9 protein-coding genes and 1 pseudogene are annotated in these 11,759 nt (G+C 70.8%); 5 read left to right on the top strand and 5 right to left on the bottom strand.

The annotated features are described in order from the left end of the window. Positions 1 to 1,205, top strand: a pseudogene (locus FCG67_RS19060) (Fe-S oxidoreductase); the annotation flags it as partial. Between the two features lie 237 nt (positions 1,206 to 1,442). Beyond that, positions 1,443 to 2,402 (top strand): hypothetical protein, encoded by a 960-nt coding sequence (locus FCG67_RS19055; RefSeq protein ID WP_136911254.1) that lies wholly within the window; start codon positions 1,443 to 1,445, stop codon positions 2,400 to 2,402. A gap of 110 nt (positions 2,403 to 2,512) precedes the next feature. Here the strand turns inward: FCG67_RS19055 and FCG67_RS19050 are convergent, their stop codons facing one another. Together FCG67_RS19050 and FCG67_RS19045 are read right to left on the bottom strand one after the other, a co-directional pair. Next, positions 2,513 to 4,462, bottom strand: coding sequence for a prolyl oligopeptidase family serine peptidase (locus FCG67_RS19050; RefSeq protein WP_136911253.1), 1,950 nt, complete (start codon positions 4,460 to 4,462; stop codon positions 2,513 to 2,515). Between the two features lie 54 nt (positions 4,463 to 4,516). Then, positions 4,517 to 5,911, bottom strand: a complete 1,395-nt coding sequence (locus FCG67_RS19045; protein ID WP_136911252.1) for a carotenoid oxygenase family protein — start codon at positions 5,909 to 5,911, stop codon at positions 4,517 to 4,519. 116 nt (positions 5,912 to 6,027) lie between these two features. Here FCG67_RS19045 and FCG67_RS19040 point away from each other — a divergent pair, with 116 nt between their 5' ends. Next, the gene (locus FCG67_RS19040) at positions 6,028 to 7,335 is read left to right on the top strand and encodes a pyridoxal phosphate-dependent aminotransferase (protein ID WP_425467858.1); all 1,308 of its coding nucleotides are present in this window, start codon (positions 6,028 to 6,030) and stop codon (positions 7,333 to 7,335) included. Between the two features lie 22 nt (positions 7,336 to 7,357). Here FCG67_RS19040 and FCG67_RS19035 read toward each other — a convergent pair whose 3' ends face one another. Beyond that, positions 7,358 to 7,552, bottom strand: a complete 195-nt coding sequence (locus FCG67_RS19035) for a hypothetical protein (RefSeq protein ID WP_136911250.1) — start codon at positions 7,550 to 7,552, stop codon at positions 7,358 to 7,360. A 229-nt stretch (positions 7,553 to 7,781) separates the two neighbouring features. Here FCG67_RS19035 and bluB point away from each other — a divergent pair, with 229 nt between their 5' ends. Together bluB and FCG67_RS19025 are read left to right on the top strand one after the other, a co-directional pair. Continuing rightward, on the top strand, positions 7,782 to 8,411 hold the full coding sequence (bluB, locus tag FCG67_RS19030) for a 5,6-dimethylbenzimidazole synthase (RefSeq protein WP_136911249.1): 630 nt from the start codon (positions 7,782 to 7,784) through the stop codon (positions 8,409 to 8,411). A gap of 84 nt (positions 8,412 to 8,495) precedes the next feature. After that, positions 8,496 to 9,167, top strand: a complete 672-nt coding sequence (locus FCG67_RS19025; RefSeq protein WP_136911248.1) for a helix-turn-helix domain-containing protein — start codon at positions 8,496 to 8,498, stop codon at positions 9,165 to 9,167. On the opposite strand, the gene FCG67_RS19020 is transcribed toward FCG67_RS19025, so the two are convergent. Continuing rightward, positions 9,157 to 10,590, bottom strand: a complete 1,434-nt coding sequence (locus tag FCG67_RS19020; protein ID WP_136911247.1) for a cytochrome P450 — start codon at positions 10,588 to 10,590, stop codon at positions 9,157 to 9,159. The two genes, FCG67_RS19025 and FCG67_RS19020, sit on opposite strands and share 11 nt — an antisense overlap. Positions 10,591 to 11,021: 431 nt before the next feature. Next, positions 11,022 to 11,663: an AMIN-like domain-containing (lipo)protein gene (locus FCG67_RS19015; protein ID WP_246045159.1), complete on the bottom strand. Its 642-nt coding sequence runs from the start codon at positions 11,661 to 11,663 to the stop codon at positions 11,022 to 11,024. Positions 11,664 to 11,759 lie beyond the last annotated feature (96 nt).

Here is an 11,759-nt window from a genome sequence, read left to right as displayed (position 1 = left end):
CCGGCTGCCCCTTCTGCCGCGTCATGCTCACCGACGGCGTCACCGCACGCCAGGAATCGGGCCAGGGCGAAGGCGTCGAGGTCGTCGACGTCGCGCAGATGATGCTCGAATCCATCACCCGCCTCGAGCCCGCGGAACTGACCGCGAACATCAAGGTCGAACCCCGCGAGAAGGCACCGGCACCCGTCGCCGAGGCCGCCCCCGCCGCCGAGGCAGCTCCGGTTGCCGAGGCAGCCGCTGCTGCTCCCGCCGCCGCGAAGCCCGCGGTCAAGGGACTGGGCATGAAGGGCCTCGCCAAGGCCCCGGGCGCGAAGGCTCCGGGCGCCAAGCCCGCCGCCGCTCCCGCCGCCGAGGCCGCTCCGGCCGCCGCCAAGCCCCCGGTCAAGGGTCTGGGTATGAAGGGCCTCGCCAAGGCCCCTGGCGCGAAGGCTCCGGGCGCCAAGCCCGCCGCCGCTCCCGCCGCCGAGGCTGCTCCTGCCGCCGAGGCCGCTGCGGCTCCGGCCGCCGCTCCGAAGGGCCTCGGCCTCAAGGGTGGCGCGAAGGCACCGGGCAAGGGTCTGGGCATGAAGGGTGGGGCCAAGGCTCCGGGCGCCAAGCCCGCAGCTGCCGCTCCCGCCGCAGCTGCCGCTCCCGCCGCCGAGGCCGCTCCGGCCGCTGCCGAGGCTCCTGCTGCCGAGGCCGCTGCTCCCGCCGCCAAGCCGAAGGGTCTGGGCCTCGCGTCCGGCGCCAAGGCGCCCGGTAAGGGTCTGCAGATGAAGGGTGGGGCCAAGGCTCCCGGTGCCAAGGCTGCCGCTCCGGCCGCCGCCGCACCGGCACCTGCCGCCGAGGCTCCGGCTGCCGAGGCTCCGGTTGCCGAGACTCCCGCGGCGGAGGCACCGGCCCCCGCCGCCCAGGCTCCGGCCGCGCCGCCGCAGCCGAAGGCGGGCGGGCTCGGATTCAAGGCGGGCGCCAAGGCCCCGGGTGCACGCAAGGCCGCCCCGGCCGCCGCGCCTGCGGCTCCGGCCCCGACTGCCCCCGCCGCCGAGAGTGCACCTGTCGAGGCCGCACCGGCCGTCGAGAGTGCACCTGCCGACGAGGCTCCCTCCGCTAAGGGCGCACCTGAGGCCAATGGTGCACCCGCCGCTGAGGCCGCTCCGCTGCCCCAGCCGAAGGCAGGCGGACTCGGGTTCAAGGCCGGCGCCAAGGCCCCGGGCCGCAAGAAGTAGCAACACCCAGCAACGCGCCCCCACCGACTCTCGGTGGGGGCGCGTTCTGTTTTGCCGCACACCTTTTGGCAAGGTCGCACCCCCGTTGGGCGCCCAAACCCTGTGCGACCTTGGCAACCGGTGTGCGCCCGACGCGACACCGGCCGCCTGTGCACAACCCCCGACCCGTGCACAGGCTGCTGGTTCACCCAGTGCTCCGAGCGCCGCACCCCCGAAGCGAGGTGCAGCCTTCATCGCATGGGGGCACACATCATCCGACGCCAAGAGGCACTGCAACGCGGCGCCACCGACCACGAACTGCAGCGCCAGTGCCGCACCGGGGTCTGGGAGCGGCTGCGGCCGGGAACGTATGCACCCCGCCGCGACCTGGACACGCTCGATCCCGTCGCGGTTCACCGGCTGCGGGCGGAGGCAGCGCTGCGTGCCGCGTCGCCCAATGCCGTGCTGAGCCACCAGTCCGCCGCGGCGGTACACGGCCTCGAGATGTGGAACACGCCCCTGCGTCGAGTCCACCTGACTCGTAACCGCACGGGCGGCGGGCGCAGAACCGGGCTCCGGCACGTGCACGTGGCAGAGCTCGCCGACCACGAGACAACCGAGATCAACGGACTGCGCGTGACCGCGCTCGCCCGCACCGTCCTCGACCTGGCGCGTTCGCTCCCCTTCGAGGAGGCCGTCGTCGCGGGTGATCACGCGCTGCGTACGACCGCGCTCACCGCCGCCGAACTCGGCGAGGCCGTCGGTGGCCTGCCCGAGCGCTCGGGCCGCCGCAGGGCCCACCGCGTCGTGGACCTGCTCGACGGTCGATCGGAGAGCGTCGGCGAGTCACGCAGCAGAGTGCTGATGGTCCGGGAGCAACTCCCCGTCCCGGACTGTCAGCCGAACCTGTACGCCCAGGACGGCGCCCACCTCGGCCGGGTGGACTTCCTGTTCGAGGAGCTCGGAGTCGTCGGCGAATTCGACGGCCAGGTCAAGTACGGCCGCCTGGTGCCGGAGGGCCAGACGCCCGCGGATGTGCTGTGGGCGGAGAAGCAGCGCGAGGACGCCCTCCGCGCCGCGGGCTGGCAGGTGGTGCGGTGGACCTGGCAGGACCTGGCGACGCCGCGCGTGGTGGCCGGCCGCATCCTCGACGCGGTCGAGCGCGCCCGCCTGTCGCCGCCGCCCCGCGGCCGGGTGGTGCGCACGCCGAAGCCGTGACCTCCCCTCTCCGCCGCACACCCTCTCCCGAGATCGCACTCCCCCTGACGCCGGAAAACCCGTGCGACCTTGCCACAGGGTGTGCGAGCAGGAGGAAGCGGCGACGGCGGCTACGGGCGCCAGAGCTCGAGCCGCGGGATCCCGGGCGTCTCGAAGCCGAGCACCTGGCCGTAGAACGACAGCTCCGCCTCGCGCGAGCTGACGATGGTCTCCACCTTTCGGAAGCCGTGCGCCTCCCCCTCGTACGCCAGGTACGCGTGCGGTATCCCCTTGCGGACCATCGCATCCCGGAACCGCTCCGCCTGCGACGGCGGCACGATCGGATCCGAGAGGCCCTGCAGCAGGAGAACCGGGCACGACAGCCCGTCGACGTTGTTCACCGGCGCCCGCCGCGCGTAGAGCTCCTTGCTCTCCGGCAGCGGACCGATCAGGCCGTCGATGTACCTGGATTCGAAGTCATGCGTCTCCTGGACGAACAGCTCCAGCTCGGCGACGCCGTAATACGAGGCACCGCAGGCGAACACGTCGGAGGTCGTCAGCGCCGCCAGCACCGTCCAGCCGCCCGCCGAGCCACCCTCGATCGCGAGCCGCCGCGGATCGGCCAACCCGACGTCGGCCAACCCGCGGACGGCGGCGATGGTGTCCTCGACGTCCACGATCCCCCACTGCCCACGCAGCCGGTTGCGGTACTCGCGGCCGTATCCGCTCGACCCGCCGTAGTTCACGTCGATCACGCCGATCCCGCGGCTGGTGAAATACGCGAACACCATGCTCAGCGCGGGCGCGACGTGCGCCGTCGGGCCGCCGTGCACGAACGCAACGTACGGCGGCAGCTCCCCGTCCACCCCCGTGTAGTCCGGGTTGCGCGGCGCATAGGTGTACGCGTGCACCTCACGCCCCTGTGGCCCGGTGACCGTGATCGGTTGCGCGGTCGGCAGATACGCGACGTCGGGCAGATCGTCGACGCCGAGCCGGACATCGGTGACCGCACCCGTGCCCAGGTCCAGCAGCCGCAGCCCGCCCGGCGTCTGCGCGCCCCCGCTGCGCAGCAACACCCGATCGCCGCGCACGTCCGTGATGCCGAGGGAGGTGAGGTCGCCGAGGTCGAGGTCCTCGATCGAGCCGTCGGATGGGTCGACCAGTGCCAGCGTGTCCGTGCCGACGGTGCGGGTGGTGAGCAGGCGACCGTCCGCCAGCTCGGCGTACCAGCGGACACCGAGATGCCAGAGGGGCGCGCCGAAGTCCGCGTCCAGCGGGCACACGGGTTGGGGCGGCTGAGCACCGAGGTCCACCCGGTACAGATTCCACCAGCCGCTGCGGTCGCTGATCGCGTAGAGGGAGCCGTCGTCGAACCACTGCGGCTGCAGGACCGACTCCTCGGTCCCGCCGAGCAGCACCCGGCCCTGGCCGCAGACACCGTTCTCGTCGAGCTCGGCGACCCGCAGTTCGGTACCGTCCCATGGCATCTGCGGGTGGTCCCAGGCGATCCAGGCGAGCCGCCTGCCGTCGGGCGAGAGCCGCGGATAGGCCAGGAAGTGCGAACCCGACACCACCGACCGCAGCCGTGCGGGATCGCCGCCGCCGGAGCCGTCGAGCGGGATGGCGCAGATGTCGCGACGCACCTCGCCGTCGGCCGAATGGGTCTCGCGCACGCACCACACCTCGTCGCCGACGACGCTCAGCTCGCCGTACCGCAGCCCCGCCCGGACCGCGGGCGGCGGCGTGAGCGGGATCGGGTGCTCGCCCGGACGGAGCGCGTACACGCGTTGGTCGCTGAACTCCGTGAACACCAGCCGACCGTCGTGGGTGACCGTCCACCCGCCGCCGCCGTACTCGTGCACCCGGGTGCGGGCGTTCCACGGCGGCGGCAGCACATCCTCGGGCTCCCCGCGCCTGCCCGCGCGCCGGATCGAGGTCCGCCCGCCCTCGCTGGGACGCAGCTCGGACCACCAGATCTCCTCGCCGACAAAGTGGCCGGCGTCGACCGGGTGCCCGCTGGAGGCGAGGTCCGCGGCGGTGATGGGCGAGAGCCAGGAACCGTAGGGTGCGCGCTGTGGCATGCGGTCCAACTTAGGCCGAGTCGCCGACAACGCGGGCTCGGCGCGCGCGCCGCGTCACGCGGGCAACCACGCCCCGTGCAGCCCGGCGGGCACCCGGAGCGGCAATCGCGCCCTGCCGAGCGGGCCCGATCCGGGGTCCTCCGCGGGGAGCACACAGAACCACGACGACATGTCGGCGCGGTCGGTGCCGATCATCCCCCAGTAGTCGTGTTCCGCGCCTGGCATGAAGACCGGTTCGCCCACCGTGAGGCTGCCCGGATCCCAGTGCGCCTCGGATCCCGACGGGCCGAAGAACCACAGCGAATCCATCGGGCCGTCGCGGCCGGCGAGCTTGCCGACGGTCGCGACGGTGCCGTGGCCCCTGGTGAGGCTGCGGTCGTCGATGCGGGGGAATTCGACGTCCCTGTCCGACAGGGCCGTTCGCTGCACCGCGCCGGTCTCCGGATCGATGACCGCGCGCGTCAGCGTGCCGACGTTCGGGTGATCGGCGTCCGCGAACCCGCCGGGGTACGACCATTGCGCATAGTCGACGCTCACCCGCCCGTCGGGCAGGTCGAACCCGTTCGCGAAATGCCACACCCAGAACGCCTCGCAGCTCGCCCACCGGACCGGACCGCCGTCGCGCGGGATCAGGGCCACCCTGGTGCCGTCGTCCGGCCGCCAGTCCAGTACCGACCCGCCGGTGAGCAGGCCGGCCATGTCAAAAGCCAACGGGCACACCAACAGCACGATGTAACGCCCGGTCAGGGCCATGTCGTGGATCATCAACGCCGTGTCCATCCCCGCGACCGGCGCGGGCCGGCGAGCGAGCGAACCGTCGGCCGCGACCACGGACCAGGTCAGGTAGGGCGGGTCGAGCAGGTAGTTGAACAGCACCAGCTCCCCTGTCGTCGGGTCGATCTTGGGATGCGCGGTGCTGCCGACCGCCATCGCGCCGTCGCAGCTCTCCGGCCCGAGGGTGCGCAGGTCGGCCGGGTCGAGCAGGTAGGGCCTGGTGCTTTCGGCCATCGCCATCAGCCGACCGCCGTGCCGGACCACGTTGATGTCCGGCAGCTCGCGCGGCGTCCCGGCCAGCGCGGGCCCGACCTCGGCCTCGCTCGGCGTGTACAGGTCGGTCACGCCTGCCCAGATCGCGTGGCCGACCTTCTCCTCCGCCACCACCATCGGCGTCCGGACGAACCGGTTGGTGTACCGGGCGGCACCGTCCGCCAGCTCGATCCGGTGCACCATGCCGTCGCCGTCGAGCGGGTAGACGTAGCGGCCGATCGGGTCGAACCGCGGGTTGGGTCCGTTGCGCAGGTACGCGCCGTTCAGGTCCGAGGGCAGCTCGCCGACGATCTCGAGGCTGCGGACGTCCACCTCCTCCCGCTGCGGCTCGAAGATCCCCGTCAGGTGTGAGTGGTGCGCGATGTCGACGGGCGCGGGCCGGGGAAAGCTCGGTGCGTTCATGGGAATGCCACCTCCGTGCGGAGTTCGTTCCGCCTTTCAGGGTCCTCTTCCCCGGTGCCGCCGAACAACGATTTGGTGGTGCGGACCGCGTCCGATCAGCCCGTTACCTGAACCACATGCGGGGTAGCGGGAGAAATCCGCTTGAACCGGGGTGGCACCATGGACCGGTGACCGTCTCGGAGCCCTCCCACCACACCCACATCCAGCCGCGCGTGCTCAACCAGTCCGCGAAGCTGCAGAACGTGCTGTACGAGATCCGTGGACCGGTACACGCGCACGCCGCCCGGCTCGAGGCCGAGGGCCACCGCATCCTCAAGCTGAACATCGGCAACCCGGCGCCCTTCGGGTTCGAGGCGCCCGACGTGATCATGCGCGACATGATCGCCGCGCTTCCCACCGCGCAGGGCTACTCCGACTCCAAGGGCATCCTGTCCGCCCGCCGCGCCATCGTCACCCGCTACGAGCTGGTACCGGGCTTCCCCGACCTCGACGTCGACGACGTCTACCTCGGCAACGGCGTGTCCGAGCTGATCACGATGACGATGCAGGCGCTGCTCGACAACGGCGACGAGGTGCTGATCCCGGCGCCCGACTACCCGCTCTGGACCGCGACGACCAGCCTCGCGGGCGGCACCCCGGTGCACTACCTGTGCGACGAGTCCGACGGCTGGAACCCGGACATCGCCGATATCGAATCGAAGATCACCCCGCGCACCAAGGCGATCGTGGTGATCAACCCGAACAACCCGACCGGTGCCGTCTACACGGCCGAGGTGCTGAGCCAGATCGTCGCGCTGGCCCGCAAGCACCAGCTACTGCTCCTCGCCGACGAGATCTACGACAAGATCCTCTACGACGACGCCAAGCACATCTCGCTGGCGACCCTCGCACCTGACCTGCTCTGCCTGACCTTCAACGGCCTGTCCAAGGCCTACCGGGTGGCCGGGTACCGCTCGGGCTGGCTGGCCATCACCGGCCCGAAGGACCACGCGGCGAGCTTCCTGGAGGGCATCGACCTGCTCGCCTCGATGCGGCTGTGCCCGAACGTGCCCGCGCAGCACGCCATCCAGGTGGCGCTCGGCGGGCACCAGAGCATCGAGGAACTGATCCTGCCCGGCGGCCGACTGCTCGAGCAGCGCGACGTCGCCTGGGAGCGGCTGAACATGATCCCCGGCGTCACCTGCGTGCGGCCGAAGGGCGCGCTGTACGCCTTCCCCCGGCTCGACCCCAACGTCTACGAGATCCGCGACGACGCCAAGCTGGTCCTTGACCTGCTGCTGCAGGAGAAGATCCTGGTCGTCCAGGGCACCGGGTTCAACTGGCCCAACCACGACCACCTGCGGATCGTGACCCTGCCGTGGGCCCGCGACCTGGCCGTCGCGATCGAGCGGTTCGGCAACTTCCTCGCGGGCTACAGCCAGTAGCGGGAGCGCTTCGGCGCGGGCGTCAGCTCGAACCGAACATGATGAAGTTCGCCACGTCGGCGAAGGCGTTCCAGACGTTGCCGAGGAACACGATGACGGCACCGGCGATCGGTCGCAGCGATTCCGGTACCCCCGCCAACGGGTCCGGCCCCGGAGGGTTCGCCGCCGCAACTCCCGAACCGAGGAGCGACAGCACGCCGACGAGCAACAGTGTCAAGGCAACTCGAATCCTGTTCACACTCGGTCTACCGACCGGAGCAGGCGAAGCGTTACCGGCGTCGCACACACGTTGACGAGATCGCACACCGTTTGTACGCCCAGAACGTGTGCGAACTCGTCACCGTGTGTGCGTCCTCGTCGAGGGTGCGCCACGGCGGCCAAGGCGTCCGATCGGCTACCGTCAGTGGGGTGTGCGCACCTCGGAATTTCCCAGCAGGACAGATCGCATGACCGGCGAGCCGCTCTCGGTCTACGACGCCATCCGGATGCGCCGCGACGTGCGCGCCGAGTTCACGGGTGAGCGGGTCTCCGAGGAGCAGCTGACCCGGATCCTGCAGGCCGGACACTGCGCGCCCAGCGTCGGCAACACCCAGCCATGGGACTTCGTCGTCGTGCAGAAACCCGAGACGCTCGACACCTTCGCCGAGCACGTCGCGGGCTGCAGGCGGAACTTCGCCGACTCGCTGCCGCCGGAGCGCCGCGCCACCTTCGACCCGATCAAGATCGAGGGCATCCAGGAGTCCGGCACCGGCGTGGTGGTGACCTACGACGCCGGCCGCGGCGGCGCCAACGTGCTCGGCAGGCACACCGTCGAGGACACCGGCGTGTTCTCCGCGGTGCTCGCGATCCAGAACATCTGGCTGGCCGCGGTTGCCGAGGGCATCGGCGTCGGCTGGGTCTCGTTCTACGAGGAGGACTACCTCACCGAGCTGGTCGGGATCCCGTCCCCGGTGCGGCCCATCGCCTGGCTGTGTGTCGGCCCGGTGTCGGAGTTCCAGGAGACCCCCGACCTGGTGCGGTTCGGCTGGCGGGACGGTAGGCCGCTCTCCGAGGCCGTGCACCGCGAGAGCTTCTGAATCGGCCCGTCAAAAGCCACAAACAAGCGACAAATCCATGGTCTCGATGTTGGTTGGGTGACCCAGACAACATAGGGTGACCTCATGGTCTCCGAGAGCAGAGCGCGCTTCGGCAGATTCGTCTCCGAACGCCGCCGCGCCCTGAACCTGACCCAGGACGAGGTCCGGGCAGTGGGTGGCCCGTCCGACGCGGCCCAGACGCGGGCCGAGAACGGCACCGGCCCCGAGCCCAGCCAGCGCACCCTCCGACGCCTCGACACCGGTCTGAACTGGGCCGCGGGCAGCGCCGCCCGCACCCTGCTCGGCGGCGTCCCCCACCCACTCGAGGCCGAGCCCGGCCGCGTCCCGGGCAGACCCCGCGGCGCCACCGAGTTCGGGCCCGACTCCGTCGCGGTGTCCGTCGAGATGATCGCCGACCTGCTGGCCCCGCACGCCACACTCAATTCGTTCCGGGGCCGGTGGTCCGAGGTCACCGAGGACGAGTTCGACGAGGCCACCGACGCCCTCAATGCGGCCATCTCCCGGATCACCGGCGTGTACGTCACCGACATGCTCGAGCGCAACGGCGGCCCGGGGGTCCCGGTGCCCGCCCTGATCGAGTTCGCCTTCGGGCAGCACCTCGACGAACCGATCGGCGACGACCAGGCCGACGCCGAGGAAAGGCTCTACCGCCGCTGGCTGGCAGGCCGGCCGATCGACGCGGACGCCGAACTCGAGTCGAGGTTCCGCCGACGGCTGGCGCGGCTCACGGACTGACCCGGCGGCGCACCCGCAGCCGGAACCCGTCCGGCTTGAGGGTGAGCTGCTCCTTGACCGTGAGCTCGTAGCCGGGTTCCGGCTCGAGGTCGTAGCGGTGCACGAGCAGCGCCAGCGCCAGCACCATCTCGTGCAGCGCGAACTGGCGGCCGATGCACGCCCGCAGCCCCGTGCCGAAGGGCTTGTAGACGTGCCCGGGGCGGGCACGCACGTTCTCCGGCAGGAACCGGTCGGGGTCGAAGCTCTCGACGTCGGGACCCCAGACCGGATCGCGGTGCAGGCCGAGCACCAGCACGAAGGCCCAATCGTTCTCCGCGAACCCGTAGCCCCCACCATCGCCATCACCGCCGATCGTGGTGTCGGCGACGGCCTCTCGGAAGTAGCCAGGGGCGGTCGGCCACAGCCGCATCGTCTCGTCCACCACCCGCCGCACGTAGCGCAGCTTCGCGACCTGCTCGAAGGAGACCTCCGGCTGATCGGCGCCGGGCCACAGCGACTCCACCTCGGCCCGCGCCCTGGCCGCGATCTCCGGATTCTGCGCCAGGAAGTGCAGCGCGAACGCCAAGGCATTGGCCGAGGTCTCGTGCCCCGCGACAAGGAAGGTCAGCACCTGATTGCGGATGTTCACCTCGTCGAGCCGCTCGCCCGTCTCGGGGTCGGCCGAGTCCAGCATCAGATCCAGCAGGTCGGGGCGGCGGGTCTCGCCGACGTCCCCCGTCGCTCCGCTCCCGTTCGCCCGACGCTCGGCGATCACCTCGTCGACGACGCTCGCCACGTACGCGATGTCGGCGTCATTCTGCCGCTCCGCCTTGCCCGCGAACAGCCCCCGGAACGGGATCGGGATCGCGGTCTGCTCCGCGTGCCGCAGCGCCCGCAACATGGCCCCGACGAACGGGTCCTCCTGATCGCCGTGCGCGCGGCCAAACGAGTCGAAGCTGTACCCGAACCCGGCGCGGCCGATCATCTCGAGCGTCAGCTTGCTCATCTCCGCGGGTACGTCGACGAACTCCGCGGTGGCGTGCTCGTCCCAGCGGGTGATCAGCTCGCGGGTGGTCTCCAGCATCGTCTGGTGGTAACCGCGCATCGCATCACGGGTGAATCCCGGCATCAGGATGTTGTGCGCCTTCGACCAGCTCGGCTCGTGGTGGAAGGCGGTGAACAGACCGTCGGAGACGAGGGTCCGCAGCTTCGCCAGCGGCCGGCCGACGTGCTTGCGGAACCGCTTCTCGTCGTTGATCTCCTCCACCAGCTCCGCACCGGTCACGAACGTGAGCGTGGTGCCGACGATGACGCGCTGATAGATCGGCCCGAGCCGTCGGTGTTGCCGCAGCGTGCCCTGACTGGGCGCATCACGGTCCATCCCGAGGATGTCGCCCAGGAGGGGGATGCGGCGCGGTGGGTGCGGAATCGGTCGTGTCTCCATCAGGTGGCAGAACCCGCGCTCACCATGGGTGGCCCCGGGACCGCGCTCCTCTCTCGGGTGTCGGTGCGGCGAGGTTTCCGCTTCGAACGGCCTCGCAACGTCACCCCGGAGGCTAACTGGACGGCCGACTACCCCCCACGATGACAGTCAGATCCGGGCCATGTACATTCACACCAGACACCTTGTGTGTCCAGCAAGCCCGATTGCCCCTCCCCCCCCTGTGGGCAATCGGGTCGGTGGCGGGGACACACCCCCCTGTTCCCCGCCACCGCTGCAAAACTTCCCCGAAGTCGGCGCTGACCACTCGCGCACCCGGGTCTCCCCCCACCGAGCATGCGCCCCCCGGCGCTGGTTTCGGCGTGTTCCGCATCGTGTGCGCGGCACAATTGAAACATACGAAGCCACAAAAAAGCCACACAGAGGCAACGTTCTCAGGACGAAATCGAGACCGTGATGGCGGAGCGGTCGATCGACGCCTCGATCGTGACCGTCGGCGTACCGCTCAGCGTTCCCACGAAGGACTGCATCAACTCGGTGCTGCGCGGGTAGCTCAGTACCTCGAGCACGGAGGATCCCTCGCCTTCGGGCGACAACCGCATCGGGACCTCGCGCCGCAACGCGTCGATGTTCGAGTCCACGCCGGTCAGGTCGATCTGCAGAACGCACGCGCCCGAGATCGATACGGGGTCATCCGTGCCGTGCAGGAGCGGCAACTGCACGAATCGGGCGGTCCACCCCATCGGGCCGTCGCCGCCGAGGCCGAAAACGATGGTGTCCGCGGCGGCGGTCTGCTCGATCTCGATCGAATCCAGAGTCGGTACGACCGGGGCGGGCAACGGGGGCACTCCGGGTTCCACTGGCAACAAGCTGGGCAGGGGCGCCACGTCGGGCACGGTCGGCAGCGACGGCGAATCGCCCACGAGGAGCCGCCCCGAGAACGACTCGAACTGTTGACACCGCACCTCGTGCGCCCCGCCGACAGAGTGATCCACGTCCGGCGCCCCACACGCGGTGGACACGACCAGAGTCAAAAGGACCAGGGCCACCGAGCGCACCCCGGTTCGCGTGGCCACGTCCACAGTGCGGTCCCCCATCGTCGGCGTCAGCGGTCACCGGGTACATCGCCGTCGGAGGCCGAGCCGTTCCAGGCGGCGCTCAAGGGCGCGGGA

The organism is Rhodococcus oryzae, assembly GCF_005049235.1.
Taxonomy (GTDB): domain Bacteria; phylum Actinomycetota; class Actinomycetes; order Mycobacteriales; family Mycobacteriaceae; genus Rhodococcus_G; species Rhodococcus_G oryzae.
Note: the sequence above shows the minus strand (reverse complement) of the source record. Positions and strands in the feature narration are given on the sequence as shown.

What these genes read in the sequence shown, in the direction of transcription:
- FCG67_RS19020 (WP_136911247.1), bottom strand. Translation starts at nt 10,590, where the DNA reads ATGGAGACACGACCGATTCCGCACCCACCGCGCCGCATCCCCCTCCTG.
- FCG67_RS19040 (WP_425467858.1), top strand. Translation starts at nt 6,028, where the DNA reads ATGCGGGGTAGCGGGAGAAATCCGCTTGAACCGGGGTGGCACCATGGA.
- bluB (WP_136911249.1), top strand. Translation starts at nt 7,782, where the DNA reads ATGACCGGCGAGCCGCTCTCGGTCTACGACGCCATCCGGATGCGCCGC.
- FCG67_RS19045 (WP_136911252.1), bottom strand. Translation starts at nt 5,911, where the DNA reads ATGAACGCACCGAGCTTTCCCCGGCCCGCGCCCGTCGACATCGCGCAC.
- FCG67_RS19050 (WP_136911253.1), bottom strand. Translation starts at nt 4,462, where the DNA reads ATGCCACAGCGCGCACCCTACGGTTCCTGGCTCTCGCCCATCACCGCC.
- FCG67_RS19025 (WP_136911248.1), top strand. Translation starts at nt 8,496, where the DNA reads ATGGTCTCCGAGAGCAGAGCGCGCTTCGGCAGATTCGTCTCCGAACGC.
- FCG67_RS19055 (WP_136911254.1), top strand. Translation starts at nt 1,443, where the DNA reads ATGGGGGCACACATCATCCGACGCCAAGAGGCACTGCAACGCGGCGCC.